Origin of the sequence: Corynebacterium sp. HMSC063A05 (genome assembly GCF_001809695.1) — a bacterium.
Lineage (GTDB): Bacteria > Actinomycetota > Actinomycetes > Mycobacteriales > Mycobacteriaceae > Corynebacterium > Corynebacterium amycolatum.
Map to the genome: position 1 here is coordinate 363,412 of NZ_KV798500.1, position 22,214 is coordinate 385,625.

Annotated in this window: 24 protein-coding genes; 7 read left to right on the forward strand and 17 right to left on the reverse strand. The window is 60.7% G+C overall.

Annotation, left to right across the window (positions count from 1 at the left end):
* Positions 1–85: 85 nt before the first annotated feature.
* Together HMPREF2651_RS10960 and HMPREF2651_RS05455 are read left to right on the forward strand one after the other, a co-directional pair.
* Positions 86–268, forward strand: coding sequence for a hypothetical protein (locus HMPREF2651_RS10960; protein WP_141765244.1), 183 nt, complete (start codon positions 86–88; stop codon positions 266–268).
* A gap of 288 nt (positions 269–556) precedes the next feature.
* Positions 557–1,735: an IS1249 family transposase gene (locus tag HMPREF2651_RS05455; protein WP_048732261.1), complete on the forward strand. Its 1,179-nt coding sequence runs from the start codon at positions 557–559 to the stop codon at positions 1,733–1,735.
* A 182-nt stretch (positions 1,736–1,917) separates the two neighbouring features.
* On the opposite strand, the gene HMPREF2651_RS05460 is transcribed toward HMPREF2651_RS05455, so the two are convergent.
* A complete protein-coding gene (locus HMPREF2651_RS05460) occupies positions 1,918–2,121 on the reverse strand; it encodes a cold-shock protein (RefSeq protein WP_005511370.1) in 204 nt (67 codons plus the stop codon).
* Between the two features lie 315 nt (positions 2,122–2,436).
* Between HMPREF2651_RS05460 and HMPREF2651_RS05465 the strand changes: the two genes are divergently transcribed.
* Positions 2,437–4,773 carry a DEAD/DEAH box helicase gene (locus tag HMPREF2651_RS05465; protein WP_049180789.1) on the forward strand — a complete coding sequence of 779 codons (2,337 nt, stop codon included), beginning with the start codon at positions 2,437–2,439 and terminating at the stop codon, positions 4,771–4,773.
* Here HMPREF2651_RS05465 and HMPREF2651_RS05470 read toward each other — a convergent pair.
* From HMPREF2651_RS05470 to HMPREF2651_RS05500, 7 genes are all read right to left on the reverse strand, one after another.
* The gene (locus tag HMPREF2651_RS05470) at positions 4,757–5,122 is read right to left on the reverse strand and encodes an Rv3654c family TadE-like protein (protein WP_049180729.1); all 366 of its coding nucleotides are present in this window, start codon (positions 5,120–5,122) and stop codon (positions 4,757–4,759) included. The genes HMPREF2651_RS05465 and HMPREF2651_RS05470 overlap by 17 nt on opposite strands.
* Positions 5,119–5,472: a TadE family type IV pilus minor pilin gene (locus HMPREF2651_RS05475; protein ID WP_016421936.1), complete on the reverse strand. Its 354-nt coding sequence runs from the start codon at positions 5,470–5,472 to the stop codon at positions 5,119–5,121. Before HMPREF2651_RS05475 ends, HMPREF2651_RS05470 begins: the two co-directional genes overlap by 4 nt.
* Positions 5,465–5,656, reverse strand: a complete 192-nt coding sequence (locus HMPREF2651_RS05480; RefSeq protein ID WP_275042050.1) for a DUF4244 domain-containing protein — start codon at positions 5,654–5,656, stop codon at positions 5,465–5,467. Before HMPREF2651_RS05480 ends, HMPREF2651_RS05475 begins: the two co-directional genes overlap by 8 nt.
* Before the next feature lie 290 nt (positions 5,657–5,946).
* The gene (locus HMPREF2651_RS05485) at positions 5,947–6,597 is read right to left on the reverse strand and encodes a type II secretion system F family protein (protein ID WP_049180727.1); all 651 of its coding nucleotides are present in this window, start codon (positions 6,595–6,597) and stop codon (positions 5,947–5,949) included.
* Complete coding sequence (locus tag HMPREF2651_RS05490) at positions 6,594–7,466, reverse strand: type II secretion system F family protein (protein WP_224792298.1); 873 nt, start codon at positions 7,464–7,466, stop codon at positions 6,594–6,596. The genes HMPREF2651_RS05485 and HMPREF2651_RS05490 overlap by 4 nt, the downstream gene beginning before the upstream one ends.
* Positions 7,467–7,539: 73 nt before the next feature.
* A complete protein-coding gene (locus HMPREF2651_RS05495) occupies positions 7,540–8,697 on the reverse strand; it encodes a TadA family conjugal transfer-associated ATPase (RefSeq protein ID WP_080972796.1) in 1,158 nt (385 codons plus the stop codon).
* Positions 8,690–10,093 carry a CpaE-like family protein gene (locus tag HMPREF2651_RS05500; RefSeq protein ID WP_239663035.1) on the reverse strand — a complete coding sequence of 468 codons (1,404 nt, stop codon included), beginning with the start codon at positions 10,091–10,093 and terminating at the stop codon, positions 8,690–8,692. Before HMPREF2651_RS05500 ends, HMPREF2651_RS05495 begins: the two co-directional genes overlap by 8 nt.
* A gap of 519 nt (positions 10,094–10,612) precedes the next feature.
* Here HMPREF2651_RS05500 and HMPREF2651_RS05505 point away from each other — a divergent pair.
* Positions 10,613–11,494, forward strand: a complete 882-nt coding sequence (locus HMPREF2651_RS05505; RefSeq protein WP_049180723.1) for an HAD family hydrolase — start codon at positions 10,613–10,615, stop codon at positions 11,492–11,494.
* A 37-nt stretch (positions 11,495–11,531) separates the two neighbouring features.
* On the opposite strand, the gene HMPREF2651_RS05510 is transcribed toward HMPREF2651_RS05505, so the two are convergent.
* Positions 11,532–12,539, reverse strand: a complete 1,008-nt coding sequence (locus HMPREF2651_RS05510) for a Fic family protein (protein WP_080972794.1) — start codon at positions 12,537–12,539, stop codon at positions 11,532–11,534.
* Between the two features lie 204 nt (positions 12,540–12,743).
* Here HMPREF2651_RS05510 and HMPREF2651_RS05515 point away from each other — a divergent pair, with 204 nt between their 5' ends.
* On the forward strand, positions 12,744–13,244 hold the full coding sequence (locus tag HMPREF2651_RS05515; RefSeq protein ID WP_038627432.1) for a phage holin family protein: 501 nt from the start codon (positions 12,744–12,746) through the stop codon (positions 13,242–13,244).
* A 93-nt stretch (positions 13,245–13,337) separates the two neighbouring features.
* Positions 13,338–14,315, forward strand: a complete 978-nt coding sequence (locus HMPREF2651_RS05520; RefSeq protein WP_049180722.1) for an alpha/beta fold hydrolase — start codon at positions 13,338–13,340, stop codon at positions 14,313–14,315.
* An 83-nt stretch (positions 14,316–14,398) separates the two neighbouring features.
* Here the strand turns inward: HMPREF2651_RS05520 and HMPREF2651_RS05525 are convergent, their stop codons facing one another.
* Genes HMPREF2651_RS05525 through nth form a run of 4 tightly spaced genes read right to left on the reverse strand, consistent with a single transcriptional unit; the run spans position 14,399 to position 18,045 of the window.
* Complete coding sequence (locus HMPREF2651_RS05525; protein WP_049180721.1) at positions 14,399–15,595, reverse strand: MarP family serine protease; 1,197 nt, start codon at positions 15,593–15,595, stop codon at positions 14,399–14,401.
* Positions 15,592–16,446 carry an NUDIX hydrolase gene (locus HMPREF2651_RS05530; protein WP_049180720.1) on the reverse strand — a complete coding sequence of 285 codons (855 nt, stop codon included), beginning with the start codon at positions 16,444–16,446 and terminating at the stop codon, positions 15,592–15,594. The genes HMPREF2651_RS05525 and HMPREF2651_RS05530 overlap by 4 nt, the downstream gene beginning before the upstream one ends.
* Positions 16,443–17,201 (reverse strand): redoxin domain-containing protein, encoded by a 759-nt coding sequence (locus HMPREF2651_RS05535; protein WP_049180719.1) that lies wholly within the window; start codon positions 17,199–17,201, stop codon positions 16,443–16,445. Before HMPREF2651_RS05535 ends, HMPREF2651_RS05530 begins: the two co-directional genes overlap by 4 nt.
* Before the next feature lie 16 nt (positions 17,202–17,217).
* Complete coding sequence (nth, locus tag HMPREF2651_RS05540) at positions 17,218–18,045, reverse strand: endonuclease III (protein ID WP_371325850.1); 828 nt, start codon at positions 18,043–18,045, stop codon at positions 17,218–17,220.
* Between the two features lie 637 nt (positions 18,046–18,682).
* Here nth and glxR point away from each other — a divergent pair.
* On the forward strand, positions 18,683–19,366 hold the full coding sequence (glxR, locus tag HMPREF2651_RS05545; protein WP_005511668.1) for a CRP-like cAMP-activated global transcriptional regulator GlxR: 684 nt from the start codon (positions 18,683–18,685) through the stop codon (positions 19,364–19,366).
* A gap of 591 nt (positions 19,367–19,957) precedes the next feature.
* Here glxR and HMPREF2651_RS05550 read toward each other — a convergent pair.
* The 4 genes from HMPREF2651_RS05550 to HMPREF2651_RS05560 form a co-directional block, all read right to left on the reverse strand.
* Positions 19,958–20,773 (reverse strand): MBL fold metallo-hydrolase, encoded by an 816-nt coding sequence (locus HMPREF2651_RS05550; protein WP_038627422.1) that lies wholly within the window; start codon positions 20,771–20,773, stop codon positions 19,958–19,960.
* Positions 20,774–20,908: 135 nt separating this feature from the next.
* The gene (locus tag HMPREF2651_RS05555; protein WP_049180717.1) at positions 20,909–21,385 is read right to left on the reverse strand and encodes a RidA family protein; all 477 of its coding nucleotides are present in this window, start codon (positions 21,383–21,385) and stop codon (positions 20,909–20,911) included.
* A gap of 44 nt (positions 21,386–21,429) precedes the next feature.
* On the reverse strand, positions 21,430–21,591 hold the full coding sequence (locus tag HMPREF2651_RS10900) for a Sp36 family protein (RefSeq protein WP_005511670.1): 162 nt from the start codon (positions 21,589–21,591) through the stop codon (positions 21,430–21,432).
* A gap of 71 nt (positions 21,592–21,662) precedes the next feature.
* Entirely contained in the window at positions 21,663–22,025 is a 363-nt protein-coding gene (locus HMPREF2651_RS05560; RefSeq protein ID WP_038627417.1) for a WhiB family transcriptional regulator, read from the reverse strand.
* Positions 22,026–22,214: the final 189 nt, after the last annotated feature.

Sequence of the window (22,214 nt, forward strand, 5' to 3'; positions counted from 1 at the left end):
TTCCCGGCCGCGTTCTCCCCGGAAGATTATCTGGAAAGAATATGAAGAATATAAGGAATACCGTACACACAATCTAGTTTGTCGCGTGGATTCCTCAAGTATCGGGCGGATTTTGGGTGTGACTGAAGGGGCTGCTGTGGGGGATCCCCGGTGGCCGGCAGTTGCCGACCCGACGACTGCTGTGCGGCTGGCCATGATCATCCCCGTGGCTGTCAGTGGCTGGTCACAACAGGCCGCAGCGGGCGCAGCCGCCGCAGCGGCCGCGTGATCGCGGGCTGCAAATGTGAAACTGTATGAGTTTATGACACTTTCAAGCCATTTTTCGGGCCATTTTTGTCATAAACGTAGTCAGTAACTCGGATTGACCCACTGCCCCCAGAAATGCAAAAATCCCGGGTTAAACGACAGAAAGTGTGTCTGGATTCGGTGATTTGTAGTGGTTGACCTCTAGGTTTCAGAGAAATATATGCTCCGGGAGCATATATTTGGCTCCGGGACGGTAAATCCGCGGTGTGGCAGCAGTGATGTGCTACACGCGGCGTGGTGTGGTGTCGCAATGTCAAAGAACCAACCACGCTGCCACTGCGGCGATGAGATGAAACGCAACGGCACTACCAGCAAAGGAACTACGAGGTGGCGATGCAAACACTGCGGCGCGTCGAGTGTGAAGCGCCGCAGCGACATCACCAATTCCACGGTTTTTGCCGCCTTCATTGACCACCTGACCACTGGCGCCAGCCTCGATACCGTTGCCAGTCGTGTGGGATGCTCACCGCGCACACTGCAACGCCGCTTCGAACCCTTCTGGCTCGTTGACGTACCAGATCCCACCATCGGACATATCGGGCGGGTTTACGACCAGGTGTTTCTAGACGGCACATATACCGCCGGCGGCTGTTTGATCATTGCCGCAACTATCGACCATGTCATCGCCTGGCACTGGTGCAAACACGAAACCACGCGCGACTACCAACGACTTCTCGAGCGCATCGAAGCCCCACTTATCGCCGTTATCGATGGCGGCCAGGGAGCGTTTAGCGCGATCAAAAAGTGCTGGCCCACCACGAAAATCCAGCGTTGCCTCGTCCACGCCCAACGCGTTGTACGCCGCTACACCACCTCACGGCCCCGGACTGATGCCGGGCGCACCATCTACCGACTGGCGCTGAAACTGACCCGGATCACCACCCTGGACCAAGCAGCAGCATGGGGTGCACAACTGCACGAATTCTCCACGATCTACCGTTCCTGGATGGACGAGAAAACCACGGTCAAAGACCCTAAAACAGGTACATGGACCCGCACGTGGACACATCACAACGTGCGCAAGGCCTACAACAGCCTCAACCACCTCTGGCGCTCCGAACTGCTGTTTGTCTACCTCACCCCACCAGAAGGTGTGCTGGAGAAAAACCGGATTAAATCCACCACCAACAGCCTTGAAGGCGGCATCAACTCCCAGATCAAACTACTTGCCAGAACACACCGCGGCAGATCAGGCGAACGACAACGCCGAATGCTGGATTGGTGGCTCTACTTAAAAACCGAACTGCCCGACGATCCAGCACGAATCGCCAGGCAGTCCAACTGGGGCCAGGACCAACTCGCCAAAGTTTCCACCCTGACCCAACACGAGAACCAAGCCGACCACGAAACAGGACGACCAGCCCTCTACGACAACGCTATCGACACCGACTACACCCACTCAATCGGCATCCAGAAAGGCCAAATCTAACCCCCGCGCGACACGCCGAGCCAGACACACATTTTGTCGTTTAACCCAAAATCCCACGCAGAAATTACTTTCCGCGTGGGAGAATCAAGGCTTACCCCATGAACACAACATGGGCCTTGAAAAGCCAAAAATTCCGCGAACCAAACTGAACAAACGCCCAGTTCACCCCGGAAACGGTTGACTTACAGAGGCTTCACGTCCAGAGCCTGCGGACCCTTCTGGCCCTCACCAATCTCAAACTCGACTGCCTGGTTCTCTTCCAGCGTCTTGAAACCAGTGCCCTGGATCTCGGAGTAGTGAACGAACACGTCGTTGCCACCGTCAGCTGGGGCGATAAACCCGAAGCCCTTCTCCGAGTTGAACCACTTCACAGTACCCTGTGCCATTACAAAACTTCCCAACTTCAGGATTCGATAAAACAAGTATTCGCCACGCACATCCGGCCACACACGATGGGGTAAACACGGCCAAAGCACCCTTTCGCCTCGTGCGAGTTTTTGCTGGGTGCCCGTTGGCGGGCGATACACTCAAAAAGTCTGCCACGTTTGGGGCGCGAGCGCCGATTAGGAACAGCTTCTTGCCACCCCCGTAAACCCGTGTTCGGAGTCCGGAGAAACTGGGGTGTCGAATAGCGAGAATGTGGCTGATAGGAAGCGTCGTCAAACATATGAAGTGCGCGTTTACAGGAAAGGGTGGTGTCGGTGGAGTCGTTTGGGCGGGAGCTGCTGGGGCCGGTTATTCGTGCGCATCCGCGGGCGACGGTGACGCACATTGCGGATCTTCCTGCGCGTGCTGGCGTGACCGCGCCTTGGCCTGAGTGGGTGCCAAGTTGGCTGAAAGAAGTGCTGGTAGATCGCGGAATTGAAAACCTGTGGACTCATCAGGCGACAACCGCGAACCTCGCCCGCGAGGGCGTGCACTGCGTCGTCGCGACGGGCACGGCGTCGGGTAAATCGCTCGGCTACCTGCTGCCCGTGCTCACAGAACTGTCCGCCACCCCCGCGGCCACCGCGCTGTACCTCTCTCCGACCAAGGCGCTGGGCGCCGATCAGCTGGACACTGCACGCGCGATGGCACCGGCGTCACTGAGTTCGCTGATTTCGCTTTACGACGGCGACACCCCACAAGACGCCCGGCGCGCCATCCGCGACCACGCCCGTTGGGTGTTTACCAACCCCGATATGCTGCATGTTTCGGTGCTCGGCAACCATGTTCGGTGGACGCGGATGCTGCGCAACCTGCGCTATATCGTCGTCGACGAATGCCATGCCTATCGAGGCGTGTTCGGCGCCAACGTCTCTCAGATTTTGCGTCGCCTCCTGCGGCTATCCCGCGAGTACGGTGCCTCGCCGACCGTGATTTTTGCCTCTGCGACGACCAACGACCCCGCTGACCAGGCTCGTCGCCTCATCGGCGAGCCTGTCGAGGCCATCACCGAAGACGGCGCCCCGGTCGGCGAGCGAACTATCGCCCTGTGGGAACCCGGCCTGCTCCCCGACCTCCAAGGCGAGAACGGCGCACCCGTGCGCCGCCCCGCCCCGACCGAGGCCGCGGATATCATGGCCGACCTGCTTGTCGAGGGCGCCCGCACCCTGACCTTCACCCGTTCGCGAAGCAGTGCTGAGAAGGTAGCGCTCGGCGTGCGCGAGCGCCTGGAGAAGCGTCGCCGCAGCGATATCGCTGAGCGCATCGAATCTTACCGCGCCGGCTACCTAGCCGAAGAACGCCGCGACATCGAGCGCATGCTCGATGATGGCACTCTGCTAGGTGTGGCCACCACCAATGCATTGGAGCTGGGCATTGACGTCGGCGGCCTCGACGCGGTGGTACAGGCCGGTTTCCCGGGCACGGTCGCTTCGTTCTGGCAGCAGGCCGGCCGCGCGGGCCGTCGTGGCCAGGGAGCGCTGGTGGTGTTGGTGGCTCGCGATGACCCCATGGACACTTACTTGGTCCACAACCCGTCCGCACTGCTGGGCAGGCCGGTGGAAAAGACCGTCTTCGATCCCCGCAACCCACATGTGGTGTGGTCACACCTCTACTGCGCGGCTGTGGAGAAACCCGTCACCACCAGCCAGCTTCAGACATGGGGAACCCTACCCGTAGCCGAAGACATGGTGTCCGCAGGCTGGTTGCGCAAGCGCACCTGGGAAGGACAAGAACCCGTCTACTACCCGACCGACCGCGATGAGGGACCGCGCATTGCCACTGCCCACGATGCCGTGAACGTCCGTGGCGGCGATGGTCAGGAAGTGGCTATCGTCGACCAGACCGATGGCCGACTGCTTGGCACCATCGATCTTGGCCGTGCGATGCAGCAGGTCCACGACGGTGCCGTCTACTTGCACCGCGGCGAGTCCTACCTTGTCGACCAGCTGGACTTCGACAGCCTCGTCGCCCTGGTCCACCCCGAGCAGCCACGCTATTCCACCAGCTCGCGCATGGACACCACCATCCGCATCCTCGATGTTGACGATATGCGCCACTACCAGGGCTTACAGGTCGCCTCCTGCCAGGTCGAGGTCTTTCACCAGGTCACCTCCTATCTTCGTCGCCTGGATACCGGCGAGATTCTCGACAGTGTTGAACTTGACTACCCTCCGCAGCGCTTGGTCACGCGCGCCGTGGCCTACACAATGCCCGAGTCCACCCTGCGCTCGTGGGGTGTGGGCTCCGACATCGCGCCGGGGGCTCTCCACGCGGCGGAACACGCAGCTATCGGCATGCTGCCGCTGATTGCCACCTGCGACCGCTGGGACATCGGCGGTGTTTCCACGGTCATGCACGCCGATACCCAGCAGCCCACCGTTTTTGTTTACGACGGGCACCCTGGTGGTGCGGGCTTTGCTGATCGTGGCTACGAGGCCTTCGCTCGGTGGATTCGCGCGACCCGCGATGCCGTCGCCGCCTGCGAGTGCGAATCCGGCTGCCCATCGTGCATCCAGTCGCCCAAGTGCGGCAATGGCAACGATCCGTTGGACAAGGCCGGCGCAATCAAGGTGCTCAGTGGGGTGTCGCGCGCGCTTAACGACGGCCAGTAGCAGCATCCTCCACCGCTACCGGCCCTGCTCTGGACGTGGCTTTTCTCTCCTTTCGTTGGACGCTGACCTGCACATCCTCCCCATCAATCTCACAGGTCACAAGGCGTGCGTGGTTAGCTTTTGCGATTGACCCCGCAGCTTTGCAGGCGTCGTCGCTCTCTTGCGCAGCCACGGCGCCGGCCACCGCGGCCAGGTCCGCTGCTACCGCTGCCTGCCGAACCTGCACCACCCTCACCCCGGCCGTAACTCCGACCAAAGTCAGAACGACGAAAGCGGCGATGAACAGTGCGGCTGCGACTGTGGTGGAACCTTCTTCTTCGCGGAGAAGGCGGGCTGTCACGTTTCTCATGACGATGCCGCTCTCTCCCGCAGTGCAACCGCGCGTGCTTCCAGCGAAAATGGCCCCGCTGAGCGCCGAATGGTCACGCGCACGGTACCGGAGGTTTCCGATATCGCGACCTGCCCATCCGCGTCGGCGCGGAGCTCGGCTACTGTCTCCGCATCGCCCCGTGCCTCAGCCCGTGCGATGGCTCCGGCTGCGTCGGTAAGCCCTAGGTACATTGCGATGGTGACCAGCCCGGACAGAGCCGTGGCCATGACCGTGACCAGTGCCGCGAGACCGAAAGCGGTTTCTACCGTGGTTTGGCCTTCGTCGCCGACGCACAGGCGATGAAGCGTAGAGCGGATGCGGCTAGACATCGGTGTTGAGCGCCCTTTCGATGATGTCGGTGAGCGCCTGGGTGATATCGCCGCCGGTCACGACGGTGTAGAGCAGGGCTCCGAAAGCGGCGGCCGCAATAGTTCCGAGAGCATATTCCACGGTTGACATGCCATTTTCCTCAGTTGCCAGAGCACGCAGGCGTTTGTGCAAATACGAGCGCAGCTGGGACTGTGCAGTGGTCAATGGATTGGTTGGAAGGCTAGTTGGACGGTTGGCCGGACGGCTGGAGTTTTGAGTGGTCATGAGTGTCTCCCCCTATGTGGAAGTCGAGTGATAGGTCAGTTGTGAGATGTGATGTGCATTGACGCGCGTTGACCCGCGCTGACGCATGGTGGATTGCGGAGTGGCCGGCGGCCCACGCGCACAAACGAGATCGCAATCGAAAGCGCAACCAACTCTGCGTCTGGCGCGTGCCAGCGCGCGAGGCTGGGCGCAGAGGTGTCCAAGCATCATCACGGCATCAGCCCTGCAAACATTTCGTCGGCAAGCCCGGCGATGGTGGGCACCAAACCCAGCACCACAAACGCGGGTAGAAAGCACAACGCCAGCGGCCCGGCGATGAGGACACCGGCCTTTTCGGCGACGGCTTGCGCCGCGTCGTGCGCTTGGCTGCGGTACGTGGCAGCGGTGTCCTCCATTGCCTGCGCCAGGCCGGTGCCGGATTCGCTTGCGCGACGCCCAGCAGTCGCCAGGGGCACGAGCGCGGGTGTGGCAGCAAGGCTCTCCCAAGCGGAGTGCGCGCCCACAGACAACCTGGCGGAACACTGTCGAAGTGGCTCGGCCAACTCCGGGTTTGCGCCATCGGCAGCTGCGGCCATGGCCTGCGCCAATGGCATACCAGAGCTCAAACAAGCGCCGATGATGTCGAGGGCCGCCGCGGCATCGAGAAGCACAGCCGGGCTGAGGCGCTCCCCGCCAATGACAGTTCGCACACGTTCCCGCACCTGTGCGACAATCCGCGACACCCGACTGGTCACCTGCCTCCACACGCCTCCTCGCGTACGAGCATCCGACTCCGCTACCAATTCGGGCAGTCGGCTGCGGACGGGATTGAACGTCGGCAAGCAGAGGTAGACGGCGATGAGAAGTGCGGCAGCGATCATTGTCCGGCCTCCGCACGATCGATGATGGCGACGGCCCATTCAATGCCCGCGCACACCAGCCCGACACCAATGACCAGCACAATTCCTCCAATACCGCGACTGAGGAACTCGAAGGGGGACGCTCCGAAAGCTTGCCCCATAATCAGCCCGAAGACTGGGAGCGAAGCCAAAATGGCAATCGTCATGCGTGGTCCCGCCAGCGCAGCAGACGTCTGTGAGCGATGCGCCTGACGAGCCTGCAGATCACCCCGCGCGCAGTCCAGTAACCCGGCCAAACTCAGACCATGTTGCTGCGCCACCGTCCACATACGCCCAATCCGACGCAGTTGTTCCGAAGACTCTTCGGTCTCCCACGGGTCGGCGAAGTTCGCACGGTGTGCCGCGTGCGCAAGATGATCGGCCAACACAGTCATGTCCTCTGCCCTGCGCAATTCCGCTGCTGCCGCGTTGAGCGCTCTTGAGGCCGCCGCACCTGCGCGCAACTGCGCGGTCAAGGTTTCCAGCGCTACCGCAGCGCTGTCCGCTTCCCGACGTTCACAGCGCCTCTCCCCCACAGCGCGCACTACGGCCCCTGCGGTGCGGCCCAGCAATAGCCCGGCTATGACACCTGGAATCCCAGCGAGCCACAGCAACACAAGTGCCGGACCGGCAACGATGAGAATCGATAGCCCTGCAGCTCTATTCGCACTGCCAGTGCTTGCGGCGCTCGACCCCGTGGAACCAGCACCAAGTCCAATCATGCGCTGCAACCACTTCAGTCCACAGGACACCTCACGGGCACGGCCTGCCAGCGCTCGCGAGCGCACCGCCGCCGAGCTGTCCGGCCAGATAGCGACTGCCGCAGCCGCGCCCCCAATGAGTACGGTCACGCTAAATCCCTCCCCCATAGCTGTTAATCTCCCCGTCTAATCCCCTGACTTTTCCCCCGGGTTATTCCACCGGTTATTCCACCGACTGTTCCCTGCCGACCAGCAATTTCTGCAACGTTTCCCACCCCGGCCCCGGCCCGTCCCGAGCAGTCCAAACCTCCACCACCTCCGGTGGGTTACCGCGCAGCAGCCCGATCTGCGCCAGCCGGCGAACATCAGCGCGTTCGACTACCAACACCACCTGCACCGCAGAGACCAACTGCGCATGCAGCCCGGCGCGACTAAGGCCACCGATCAACCCCAAAGCCTCAAAGCGCGCGACGACATCCCCAATCCGGTTGGCGTGAATTGTCCCTGCCCCACCGCGATGCCCCGTGTTCAACGCAGCCAGCAGATCCACCACTTCGGCGCCACGAATCTCACCGACGACAATGCGGTCGGGACGCATGCGCAACGCCTGCTTCAGCAACTCCTGCTGCCCAATCGCACCGGCCCCCTCCAAGTTGGCGGCTCTGGTCACCAGCTTCACCACATGCGGATGCTGCGGTTGCAACTCCGGAGTGTCCTCGATGCACACAATGCGCTGATCAGGATTAACTTCTGAGAGCATCGCCGCCAATAGCGTCGTCTTTCCCGCACCCGTGCCTCCGGCGACAATAAACGACAGCTGTCCCGCCACGATTCCCCGCAACACCGGCAGAATCTCCGGTGGAAACAGCCCGATATCGCACAACTCCGCAAGCCCGCGACGAGCCGGACGCAGCACTCGCAGGCTAATCTGAGTGCCGGTCGCTGACGGTGGGGAAAGCACCGCATGAACTCGCACACCACAGCCGCCGACACCACCAGGAATATGGCCGTCGGCCCAAGGTTGCGCGTCGTCAAGCCTTCGTCCGCACCGCGACGCGAGCCGCACCGCATACGCGCGCACCTCGCCCTCGTCCGCGAAGGAAATCTCGGCCCGCTCCAGTCCGTTGCCGGCGTCGACCCAGACCTCGCCGGGCGCGGTGACCAGCACATCGCTGACACCCGGGCGGCGCAACAGCGCATCCAACACGCCCGCGCCCACTGTTTCCTCACGAATCGTGCGCAGAATCTCCAACACCTTCACATCGGAGACAACTCCCGCGGTCTCCGCGCGAATGATGTCGGCGACCTCGCTATGCGATGCCACCCCAGGCCGCTCCGCAAGCGCCGTCCGCACCGCCGCCAATAGCCTTACATCATCCATCGCCACCACCGCCGACAAGGGCAAACATCGCTTCCAATCCCCGCGTCAGCTTGCCGACGGTCCCAGCGAGCCCGCCCACATCTATCTCGTGAGCTACTTTCTTGCAGTACTCAATCTCACCAGCAATGGGCAGATCGAGCGCGTACTCAACCTCTTCGACACTGATATCGCGGTGCTGCTGGCACCGAACTACAAGATTTGGTGTGAATCCCGCCTGTGCACAGATGCTCGCCAAGTGCCCAGCGGCTGCGATCGCTCGGACGGAGGTGGGCAGGACTATGCCGGTGTGATCGGCAAGCGCGCCAAGAGTGGTGATGTACTCCACCTGCTTCGGGCAGTCCACGATGACCGTAATTCCGGCATGAATAAGGCAGCTAATGGTGCTGGCAATGTGCCGAACATCGTCGGGTCTGTCGGTTCTGCCGAGTCTGTCGGCACTGTCGAATTTGGTGGCCGCCGAGGCGTGGTTGTAAGCCGTCTCGGGCGTGCGACTGCGAGTCCACGTCAACACTTTCAGCGCGGGTGATCGCGGGCAGGATGGCAGTGCTTCGTAGAGTGCCGCCCCGTCGAGACGGCCATCAGCAGCCGAGAAGTCTTGCCACCTCAGTCCCGGTTCCGTTTCCATCCCGAGCACCAGATCAATACCTCCCGCCAGCGCATCTGCGTCCACCAAGCAGATGGGCCTTTCGCGGGAAAGAACCAATGCACTCGCTGCCGCCGTAATGGAAGCACCAGCACCGCCGACCGCAGGAACCAACATCAGGCACGTTGCCGTGGAATCGGTTGTAGTTGCTGGCACGTTCGGTGCGGGTTCTGTACCTGGTGCTGTAATCACGTCTGCGCTCGCAGGTGACGCTGGGGTGTGTTGGCGGTTCAGGAGGCTCGAGCTGTGTTGGAAATCGGAGAGCCTCGGACCATCCGGACGTACCTCGGCTCGGCCGAGCAGTTCGACAATATCGACGTTATCCGCGGGCAAACTGGCGCTGTAAACAGGAGCTAAAACCTTCGCTACCTGTACATCTTCCGCCTCAGTATCGCTGCGGACCAGGAAAATCGCTCCCTCGCAATGAGGCCGCCCGGCTAATCTTCGGGCTGCCGACGCATCAACGAACACCGCTGGTGCCCGACGCCACAGGGCCGATGAAACTCCCGCTCCGGTCGATGCGGGCACTGACGCTGTGGCTGATACTGGTGGTGATGCTGGCGACGATGTCAATGCTTGTGCGGCCACTGGCGCTGCAGCCACAGGTGGCACGGTCTCTTGCACACAGTCACGACCGGTAGCAGCGACTATGAGTGCAACCTCTTCACGCAGCGCTTCATCATCGACAGCGTTGACTACTGGATTTGCTGGAGCCTCGGTTCGCTGAGCCATGGACAGTTTCTTGATTGCCATGGCCATAGCGTGCACTAAAAGGCGGATTCAATGATGCTCGCAAGGGGCCAAAACCTCGCTGTCTGTGGATAATTTTCAGACTGTGGATAACTGCAGAACGCTACGTTGCCCTGGTCTTATGACTGCTGCGCGGCCTCACCAATACAAGTTAGTGGCTGCGTTTATGTCAAAAATGGCACGAAAAAGGCCTGAAAGTGTCATAAACTCGCACAGTTTCACATGTGCAGCCCGCATTTTTACTACATGCCCCTCAACATTGGGCCAAAAAAGGGGCGACGCCCCGCGCCGGGGGGGGATTGGCGCGAGGCGTCTTTAACCGGCTCGGGGGGGGATTGAGCCGGGGCGGCCTCGCAGTCTGTTTCTAAAAAGAACTAGAAGGGGCCAGCCACGTCCAAGTATTACATATCCCGAGGAATCTGCAAATACCTTTTAAAGGATTTAATGCCCAATATGTTCGATGTCACGATATTCGATGTCACGTCTCCCCGAGCCCGACATCCATGGGTAAGCTCAGAGTCTATGAACACCGGCGAGAACAGGGCTTCAACAACGCCGCAGCCGCACGTTTCTACGGACACACGCATCACGGAAGATGCCCCCGCCACCGCTAACTCTCGCGTCGCTGCGTTCTTTGACCTGGATAAAACCATTATTGCCAAGAGCTCGGCATATGCGTTCAACAAGCAATTCCTCGAGCGCGGCATCATTTCGCCGACGGACATGTTGCAAATGGCACTCAGTCACGCCCTGTACATGTCACAGGGACACGATGAGGCGCAAATGGAGGCCACGCGCGAGCAGTTTTCCGCTCTTATCGCTGGTCACAGCGCCAGGGAACTGCGCCAGGTCGCGATCGAAACCCTAGAGCAGAACATCACGCCGTACATCTACGCCGAGGCCTTGGAGCTCATTCGTGAACACCGCGCACGGGGGCATCAGGTGTTCATTATCTCGGCATCGGCTCGGCAGATTGTTGAGCCCATTGCGCAGGCACTCGGTGTCTACAACGTGGTGGCCACCGAGCTGGAGGTCCGCGATGGGCTCTTCACGGGTGAAACGGAGTTCTTCTGCCGAGGCGAAAACAAGGCTGTGCAGATGCGTCGGATAGCGGAAAAGCGCCAGTTCAACCTGGCCGAATGCTTTGCGTACTCGGATTCCATCACTGATGAGCCCATGCTGGCTGCAGTCGGCCATCCCGTTGTGGTCAATCCCGATCGCGCTCTGCGCAAGATTGCGGCGGAGCGTGAGTGGCCTATGCGCCAATTCCGGAATCCCGTCCCGCTGTTTCGCGCGCCGTCGAAACGCAATGCTGCAATTCTTGCCGGCGTCACACTGGCGCTTGGCGCGGGTGCGACGCTGTTGGCACTGCGCAAAAACGACGACGAGCCAAAGGCCGACTAACCCACCATCCGGCAGGCAGACCGTCCACCCGGCCCGTCTACACCGCTTCGGCGATACCGCGCGCTTCCACGGCACCGGCCTTCAGCCCCTCCAGGTGCAGGAGAATCCACGCACGCAGGCCATCGGCGCTTCCCGACGCGAATCCCTCTGCGGCCTCGAAATACTCCTGGCGGTGGCGGGTCCAGTAGACCTCGGGCACGGCCAAGCCACGCGGATCCAGGCCGGTTGCGACAGTCGTCAGCCGCGAGGCGGCGCGGGCGATGATGCCGTTGTGGTACTCAAAGGGGCGCAGAGTCAGCAGTTCACCGTGCACAATCGCCGAGAGCACACCAGCATGGATCTGGCTGCGGCCAGTGATGAAGTCACCGAGCACGTGCAGACGCTGCTCCTTCATCGCAGACGAGAGCTTGTCGTCACCGACTGGACGCCCGGCTTTCATCCGTGCCTCGGAACCGTCTTCAGTCTCACCTGCGGGCGATGCGTTCAACGCAAACTTGGCCAGCACCTGCTGCGGAGCGCGCTGCCACACGCGGGTGGTCTCACCAATTGACTCCGGGGAAATGGTGTCGGCAACCCGAAGGGCTGCTGCGAGTACGGGATCGGTGATGTTGCCGTCGTCGGGAAGCGATGGCTCGCCGCCTTCTAGCCACGCCGATGCCCGAGCGCCACGAAGGACCGACTCGGAGCCGGTGACGTTGTGCTTGCGCAGGTTGGCCTTGTGCCGGTGGACGGCCTGGATGGCCTTGGCCGAGACATCAGCGGCATGTGCAACGCCGTCGAGCTGCCACAGGGGCGCAAGGGGGTCCTTGGGGTCAAGCTGCGGGATAGCAGCGGCGGGAGCGCTGTCAGCTCCATCGGCACCCGATTCAGATGCCTTCGCCCGCGCTGCCTCACGCTCTGCGCGCTTCTTCGCCGACACGGAGGATACCCCCAAGCTCATGCCAGCCAGGCCACCCTTTCCGGCACCAGCGCCATTGCCAACACCATTGCCAGCATCGGCACCAATTCCATCGGCTCCACGCACGTTCTCAGGCTGATTGTTCATATCCCACACCCTAATTCTTCACCGCTAAGTAAGTGACAAACTTATATAGAAATGGTCAAAGATGAGAAAAACTTCAACGAGTTCTTGGCTTTTTCGCCCTTGTGGCGCGCTCTCCCCACAATGAGAGGTAGTATGGCAGTTTGTAACTGCAGTTTTAAAGTTTCAAACCATCTTTTCCAACCATCTGCGTAGGAGGAAGTACACGTGAGCAACGACGATACGAAGGGTCTCTTTACCGACGGCACCGAACCGCGTGTTACCGCTATCCCGCTGAGTGATGTGGATAGCAACGCTTCGGGCGATGCCAGCATCGGCCAGCTCGTGTCTAATGCTTCTACGCAGATTTCCGCTCTGGTTCGCTCTGAGATTGAGCTGGCCAAGGCTGAAATTGCTGGCGAGGCTAAGAAGGGTGCAGTTGGCGGTGGCTTCTTCGCGGTTGCCGGCGTCGTCGCGCTGTACTCCTCGTTCTTCTTTTTCTTCTTCCTCGGCTGGCTGCTGGATCTTTGGCTGCCGACCTGGGCTGCATTCCTCATCGTTTTCGTTCTGATGCTGGTCATCGCCGGTGTCGCGGCGCTGCTGGGTCTGAAGAAGGTCAAGTCGATTCGCAAGCCGGAGAAGACCATCGAGTCGATGCAGGAACTGAAGGGGGTCGTGCCGTCGGGGTCGGCGAAGAAGTCTTCGCAGTCGAACGGTATGTACACCTAAAGGCTTAAAAAGAAATTGGGCGGGACTTGTTGGTCTCGCCCTTTTGTCTTATTCAGTCCCGGTTTAAGCCCTTCGGATAAGGTATTTCCTCTCATGACCTCCCTTAGCGATTCTCTCACTGGCCCCTGGCGTCATCGTCTCATTCACGTCCGCGGCCAGCGCCTACACATCGCCGAGTGCGGCCGCCCCTCCGATCCGCTCGTGTTGTTTATTCACGGCTCGACTGGCGGTTGGTTTGAATGGCGCGAGGTTTTGCCACTGCTTAACGACGACTCGGGCGACCCCCTCCCCGTTCACGCGGTGGCTATCTCTATGCGTGGCTACGATCAGTCCGATCGCACCCCGAATGGCTACGACCCGTTTGAGGCGGCCCAGGACATTGCCTCGTCGATTCGCTCATTGGGGCACTCGACCGCGCTGCTGGTCTGTCAGGGGTTTGGTACGTGGGTGGCGTGGACGTTGGCTTCGCGGCAGCCGAACCTTGTCGCTGGAATCATTGGTTGTGGTGCTGCGCATCCGAAGGTGTGGCTCAACCAGTTGAAGAGCCCGTGGTCGGAGGACTTCCGCAATAGCCTTGCCCCACTGTTGCGCCGTTCGTGGTGGGACTCACGGCCACGGGTACCGCGGTTGCGCCGCAATAAGTTCAGCACACAGGCAGCTGAGGCTCGCCAGCAGCGGCTCATTGACCGCATCGTGCGCGAGTCCATGTCCACCGCCGGGGAGGGGTTCGCCGAGACCCCTGAAGGGAAACAGACCGCGGAACTCATGGCTGACAGTCTGGCCAGTGGCACACTCCGCCCTGCACTGGCTCACATGAATTGGTGGACGCGACCGGCTCCGGTCGCTTTCCGCAAGTGGTTGAGTGCGATGGAGGGCTCGTCGAAAAGCGATGAGCACACGGTGCTGCTCGTCGGCGAGCAGGACACTCGTACCCCACCTGCGCTCGTGGAGCTCAGCTCCACCCACGTGCGCGTCATCCCGGGCTGTGGGCACTTCCTGCCGGTAGAAAAACCGCAGGCGGTGGTGCAGGCAATCAGAGATCACCTGCACTGGTTGCCGGAGGGATCTTAGGCTCCGGCACGGCTGAAGCTAGCCAGAACTCTCCTGCGGCTGGGGCTGGGGGCTGCCCTGCCCACAGACACACAACTTGCCGCTTACCCCGCCACGCACTCTTGCGTGCTGATGGCCCCGTAGTGATCCATCGCCTCATCAATGTGTGGCTGGACCTCGGCGTGCGTCAGCGCGTAACCAGTCTGGTCATTGTTCACACCGGCACCGAAGACCAAGCCCAGGATCTGGCCCTGCGGCGTAATCAGTGGGCCGCCCGAGTTGCCGTGGCGCACATCTGCCTTCAGAACATAGGACTGACGCTCGTGTCGAGTCGACGAATAAATATCCGGGCCTCGAATAATAATGTTCTCCGTCACGCGCGCAGGCGTGGCTTTAAAGGGGCCGGACTCGGGAAAGCCCAGCACTACCGCGTCATCGCCCGGACGAGCTTCCTGGTCCGCCCACTGCATGGGCTCCAGGGGTAGGTCGGTGGTCCGGAGCAAGGCGACGTCGTCAAGCGGATCGTAGTGCACGACGTTTGCGTCAGCCATGCCGACCACAGTTTCCAGCCGAACAGTGGTGGCGCCGGCGACCACGTGCGCGTTGGTGAGAATCAGATCCGGTGCGATGACAAAGCCCGTGCCCTGCAGCAAGCGTTCGCACTGCGGGGCCTCGCCCAAGACGCGGACGATGGACGGTCGAATACTGTCGACGACCCCTTGTGAAATCACATTGGGGTCGGCGGGTTCATCGGGGACGTTCTGCTTGTAGCCGAATGGCGGAGCGATGGCAGGCATTCCATCATCGCGGAGCTGGCGGAGGATGCCACTGAAGCCGTCACTCCATTCGTCGGGCGCGACCTGGTCAATGAGGTTCATGCCCTTGGACTCACGCACCCAGTCGGCGAATTGTCCGGGCACGGCGGTGGCCAGGGGTACGGCGATCATCCATGTCACTACCAGCGCAGTCACCGACTGCACGATGGCGCCGAGACTCGAATCCAGGCCGACTGCCAACGGCGAGCGAATGGTATTCCGCAGCGACTGCCCCGCCACTGTTCCCACCGCGTGACCAATCAGGGCGAACAGGATCACCGTGCCGAGGCCCAGAAGAACCTTTCCCGACTGGTTCTCGACTTGTGCCATAGCTAGCGGCGCCAAGGGCACACCAATAACCAAGCCCAGGACAACGCCCAAAATAGCCATAATCGACGAGACGGCGCCCTGCTGCCAGCCGACGACAAGCGTGAAAATAAAAATCGCCAGCAGCGCAACGTCAAACACAGCGATTGCAGGCATCATCGTCGGCCTCCCTTCAGTACGGACAGTTTTTCACCATTAGCGGAACGCGCGAGCACCGGCAAAAGTTTCTGCACGTTGGTCTCGTCCCACGGTTCCGACCAGCCGGCCACATCCAGCAAGTAGGACAGCACGCCGCCGGTAAAGCCCCAAACGACGAAGTCACCAACCTTAAATGCCGGCCCTGTCCAGCCGTGATAGCCCAGCATCATGCGGTTGTCCGGATTCGTCAGGTGGCTGATTGGCACATTGAGCACCGATTCCGTCTCTGCAGGGTCGACTACACGCAGCGGATGCGGTGCATGCCAATACGCCAACACCGGATTGACCGCGAAGCCAGTCCGCGAAATGTCAATCGAGTCCAGCACCCGCACCGGCGTCACCGTCTCTCGGTTCAGGCCGGTTTCTTCCTCGGCTTCACGCAGCGCGGTATCGATTTCATCCACGTCCTCGGGATCGACACGACCGCCCGGAAAAGCCATCTGGCCTGCATGTTTACGCAGGGTTGTCGCCCTGTGCGTAAGTACCACGCTGGCATCCTCCGGCCGTTGGTGCGCCTCCGCATCACCGCTGATCAGCACCAACACCGCCGACCGCGCAGGGTTCCGCAATGGTTTCTCCTGCGTCGAGGAGTCTCGCCGCAACTTCGCAAACGCGCGCTTCACGCTTGACGACGAAGCGGAGCGACCGGCCACCTGTTGCTCCGAGTGACCTGCCGCGTCTTGGCTGGTGCTGGTGTGGCCCGCCGCGTCATGATCAGCGCTGACTAGATGCGGCGGCAAACTATTGGTCAACCACTTCGGCAGATACAGCCCCGAGCTTGCGTCGCGATTCCACGACTGTCCCTTAGTCACTTCAACGCACCTCGCACGAGATCAGTAATCTGCTGCGCATCGATGAATTCACCGGGATGAATGGTCGCCACCGTGCCATCGGCCTTAAACACCACGGTAATGGGCACAACTCGCGGTAGATTCAACGCTGGTCCGACCACATCGACCGTGTCCGAGTAGGTCGGTAGATTCACTCCGATTTCCTGCAGGAGGGCCTGGCCACGCCCCGCCTCGCGAGCCGCATGCACCGTCACCACCTGCACATCTGGGTTGTCCTTGCCCCATTGCTCGATAAGCGGCAGCTCTTGGCGACACGGCGCACAGTTCCATGCCCAGACATTAAGCACGGTTGGCTTGCCCTCGACGACCTGGCCCATGTCTACCAGTTCCGCTTGGCCGACCTCGTTGCTCTGATCCGCTGAGTCTCCCGACTCTGCCAACAGCGGCAAGCGCACACCGGCCAGCGAGCCACTACCCGCTACCGCCGCGATCTCGTCCTTCGACATCGCTGGCGCCGCCGATGCGCTATCCACCTCATCATCACTGCCGGTGCCACCATTATCAGCACCATTCGCACCGGCACTCACACCAGCTCCAGTCCCACCACCGTCGGCCTCGTCATTGCCACCAGTGGTATTCACAATCGCGAAAACCACCAGCCCCACAATGCTAATCCCCGCGATGAGCAGCGTAATCAGTGATGCCGAACGGTTAACGTCCGCCTGCCGATCCCCAATGTGGCCACCATTGTGACTACGACCGCCCTGCTCATTCACGAAAAGTGCTCCTCGACTAGTCCTGTGTCGCTGTGGTGTTGCGCGCGCTGTGCCCGTCGTCAAGCGCGGAAAGTTCCTCCCCACTGTAGCCGTCATTAAGACCGGCCAGGTAGAGAAGCCATTCTCTGTCGTCTGACTTAATCAACTTCTCCGCAGTCTCCGGCTCCGCCGGACCCGCGACGCCATACGACGGGCAATCCGCCGCCAAGAAGCACGCCCCGCACGCCGCCCGGCGCGAATGGCACACCCGGCGCCCGTGGAAAATCAGCCGGTGCGAAAACCACGTCCACTCCGCGCGCGGCAGCACCTCCATCATCTCGTGCTCCACGCGCACCGGATCTTCCTGCTCCGTGAGGCCCATGCGCCGCACCAGACGCCCAAAATGCGTATCGACGGTCAACCCCGGCACCCCAAAAGCATTCCCCAGCACCACATTTGCTGTCTTTCGCCCTACGCCCGGCAGCTTCACCAGCTCCTCCAACGTGCCCGGGACCTCGCCGCCGTGCTGCTCCATCACGCCCTGCGCAAAACCGATGATGTTCGCGGCCTTATTCCTATAGAAACCCGTCGGCCGAACGAGCTCCTCGACCTCCTCCTGATTCGCAACCGCCAATTCGGCCGGGCTGGGGTACCTAGCGAACAGCGCCGGCGTAGTCATATTCACCCGCGCATCCGTGCACTGCGCCGACAGAATCGTCGCCACCGCGAGCTCATACGGATTACGAAAGTCCAGCTCACAGTGCGCATTCGGGTACGCCACCGCCAGCGTGCGGTTAATCCGCCGCGCACGCCGCACCATGCCCAGACGCGTCTCTTTCCCCCGCGCCGCCGGATGCGCCCCCACCGCCCGACGCTTCTTCGACGTCAGGGATCCCTCCGGGTGTGTGGGTTGGAGTTTGCTCGTCGCCTGGTGCTTGCTTATCTGGTGCTTGCTTATCGACGATGCCTTGCCGGTCGTATCCATGGTCGTAGTGTATCGGCTACCCCGGATTGCAATTCGCGTGCGCACCTTTTCGTCATACCTTTCGCGGACGGGATCCTTAGGTTCACCAGAGATGCGGATGCAATCAGTTGAAGCTCGGGCGCAATCGGTCAGAAAAGTCGAAAAGGTCACGTCCAACCACAACTTAGAACACCGTTAGCTCATTGCTATTTAGAAATACACAGTTCAGCGGCTTTTCACCAGAATTCCCCACAGACGCAGTGGCTCTTTTGCTACAGTGGTGTTTATCACATCTTGGTGACGGCGTAGTTTTTGGGATGCATCTATAGAGGCGATTTTGTCGTGAAATTCGTCCAGGGATGAACCTGCCTTGAAAGCTGGCAGCGGCGTTACCGGGAAAGACCGAAAGTAGTGGGACTAGTGGGACGGGGCAGCTTCTCTTCCCGTTTGACCACTGCAATCTGTAGTCGAGTGTTAATTTGGTGGCCGCTGGCCTGTATTTACGGTGGTTAGTGGCCCAAGACAGGAGAATTTTACCGTGGATGACGTCAAGGAGATTCTCTCCCGGGCCGGTGTATTTCAGGGAGTCGACCAGGAGGCTGTGCAGGCCTTGCTCGGTGAGCTCGAGACGGTTCGCTTCCCGCGTGGAACCACCATCTTCAATGAGGGTGAGCCGGGCGATCGGCTCTACATCATTATTGATGGCAAGGTGAAGCTGGCTCGTCGCTCAGCTGACGGTCGCGAAAACCTGTTGACCATCATGGGCCCGTCCGACATGTTCGGTGAGCTCTCCATCTTCGACCCGGGCCCGCGCACCTCTTCGGCGGTCTGTGTCACCGAGGTTTCCGCCGCATCCATGAGCGCTGACCAGCTGCAGGAATGGGTCGGGTCACACCCGGATGTTCCGGCCCAGCTGCTGCGCATGCTGGCCCGCCGTCTGCGTCGCACCAACAATTCGCTGGCTGATCTCATCTTCACCGACGTCCCAGGTCGCGTGGCTAAGTCCCTGCTTCAGCTCGCTAATCGCTTCGGCGTTCAGGAGGGTTCTGCTCTCCGTGTGAACCATGACCTGACCCAGGAGGAAATCGCACAGCTCGTCGGCGCCTCCCGAGAGACCGTTAACAAGGCTCTTGCAGAGTTCGCCCACCGCGGCTGGATCCGTCTTGAGGGCAAGTCCGTGCTCATCTCCGATACAGAGCGTTTGGCTCGACGCGCACGCTAGCTAGTTGCGCTTGTGGCGTTTGCGGCGTTTGCGGAGCTGCCCAAACGACTCACATCCCGCAGCCTCTGCTTTTGGTTCCTCGGTTCCCGTAGGAGCACATAAAACGCATGAGGCTCGCGGGATTTTTGTTGTCTTCCCCGCTTGGCCTGGCATGCTGGCCTGGCATGCCAGCCCCACCCCACCGGCCGAATTATGGCCAATTTTGGCGCACTTATCGATGCTTCCCGTCGATGCTTCCCGCTTTTCTGCCACTCATCGACGCATTCCCGGCACCTATCGATGCACCATTCACCGATTTCTCCCCGCATCAATCACTTGTCGATGCGCTGTTCACTTATGCGTGCGCTATAGCTCATCGACAAGTGGATACCTCATCGATAAGTGATTGAGCTGACCCCCGACGAGGACAACCCACCCCAAAACCGCCCCCGCCCAAACAAAAAGCGCGCAACCTGCACAACTGCAGGTCACACGCCCTTTTTCAAGCGACAACCCAAGCCCAAGCTCTACCTAGGACCAACCCAAGCTCAACCTGAGACCACCCCAGCCCAGCAACCGGCCGAAGCCGCAGCCGAAGCCAAAGCCCAGCAACTACTCCCCGTGATCGCGCAGGTAGCGCAGGGTCACACGAGTCGACTGCTCAGCAGCATGACGCAGCACCGGATCAACATCGGTGTAAATCTCATCCACAATCTGGTCGACCGTAGCCTCGTCGCCCAGCTTGGCAACGGCGTCCTTCACCTGCTGCAGGCGCAGCTTACGACGCTCAATGTACTTCTGCGTCATTACAGTGATGTCCGGCAGGTCAGCACCATGACCGGGCAGCAGACGTACGCCCTTGCCGCGCGTATCCAGCATTTCCAGGGTTTCCATGTACTTACCCAGGTCGCCGTCGGTCTCAGAGATCATAGTCGTGTGGCGGCCAGCGATAGTGTCACCGGTAACGATGCCTTCAACATCGTCCTCGCCATCACCAGTATGGATGAAGTAGCAGACAGAATCAGCGGTGTGACCAGGGGTTGCCACGACCTCAATCTGCGGAGTCACTCCGTCGAGGACGATACGTTCGCCGTCGACAAGCGGATCCTGACCTCCCGCACAGTACTGAGACTCCAGCTCTCGAATCGGCGCGCCGGTGAGCTGGCGGAAACGCGCGGCGCCATCAGCATGGTCGCCATGACGGTGCGTCAGCAGAATCAACGCGACGTCACCGGCATAACGCTGGAGGACGTTCAGGTGTCCCTCGTCCTCCGGACCCGGATCGATGACAATGCTGCGGCTATCCCCCTCAGCCTTAATAACGTAGGAGTTCGTACCTTCCAGCGAAGAGTAGCTGGGATTCGGGCACAGAACGACGCCCACAGACTGAGAAATCTGACGCAGTTGGCTATACGCAGGATGCTCCATGTCCTCTATCCTACGTGGTTGCGCAATCCGGGGAGCGCGCCACGTCCTCCAAATCGACTCATTTGGGTGTAAGCACGCTTCACGACGCCCCGGAGAACGCAACATCCTCGCTGCTTGCAGCAGCAAATACAGCAGCTACTGAGCTACTTCAACGATGATTTCTACTTCCACGGGAGCGTCCAGCGGAAGCTGATTTACACCCACTGCCGAGCGAGCGTGCTGGCCGCGCTCTCCGAAGACGTCGCCGAAGAGCTCCGAGGCTCCGTTGATAACGCCCGGCTGACCAGTGAATCCGGCGGCGGAATTGACGAAGCCGACGACCTTCACGATGCGGGTGACATTGTCGAGACCAACCTCGGCATCGACTGCGGCCAAAGCGTTAAGGGCGCAGGTGCGTGCGGCCTCCTTAGCCCCCTCAGCAGTGACCTCTGCGCCGACGTGGCCGACGTGGGTGAGCTCGCCGTTAACGAATGGGAGCTGACCGGAAGTGAAAACAAGGTTGCCCGTGCGCGTTGCGGGTACGTAGGCCGCAACTGGCGCGGCAACGGCAGGCAGGGTAAGCCCCAGGTCCTCGAGGGCCTGGGAAGGAGTGCGAGATTCAGAGTTGCTCATTTAAATTAAGCCTTTCCACGGCGACTAGGGCCGGACGAATAAAGTTAGTCAGCCTTTGGGCGCTTGAAGTAACCAACGTGGTTTTCGCCGGTCGGGCCGGGGAGAACGGTGACGAGTTCCCAGCCGTCCTCACCAAAGTTGTCCAGGATGGCCTTGGTGTTGTGAATGAGCAGCGGTGCGGTGAAGTATTCCCATTTAGTAGTCATGGGAGCTACTTTATCTGTCCCCCAGCCTCGCGCGCTGGGGGTTCAGTTTTACTTCGGTCTAAGTTGGGTTTTTACTTAGCCAGCTTTGCCTTGCGCTGAGCTGCGTACTGCTCAGCGTAGAAGTCGGCCCACGAAGTAATTTCCGGGTGCTCGCGCAGCATTGCGCGGCGCTGACGCTCGGTCAGACCACCCCAGACGCCGAACTCGACGCGGTTATCCAGAGCGTCGGCACGGCACTGCAGAACCACTGGGCAGTGGCGGCAGATAACGGCGGCTTCGCGCTGTGCGGCGCCGCGAACGAACAACTTATCCGGGTCAATATCGCGACACTTAGCGCGCGGGACCCACTCCTGGCGATCGCGGAAGCTCTCTACACCGAGCTCGTATTCTGGCGTAGTAGCAGTGCGGTTGCGATCTGGAATCGTGGCGGTCATTGTAGCCTCCTCGTGCCTGCGATTTTCGTTATTTCGAAATAGTTTCAACTAAATAGTGCTGAAATTTTGTTGTAAGTCTATTCACACCACCCAAATAATGTCGATTGGGTCACACTAGGAGGGTGGACGTGGCGCAGCTCTAAATATAACGATGCAGGTGGGGCAACTTTTTCCAACAAAAGCACGGGG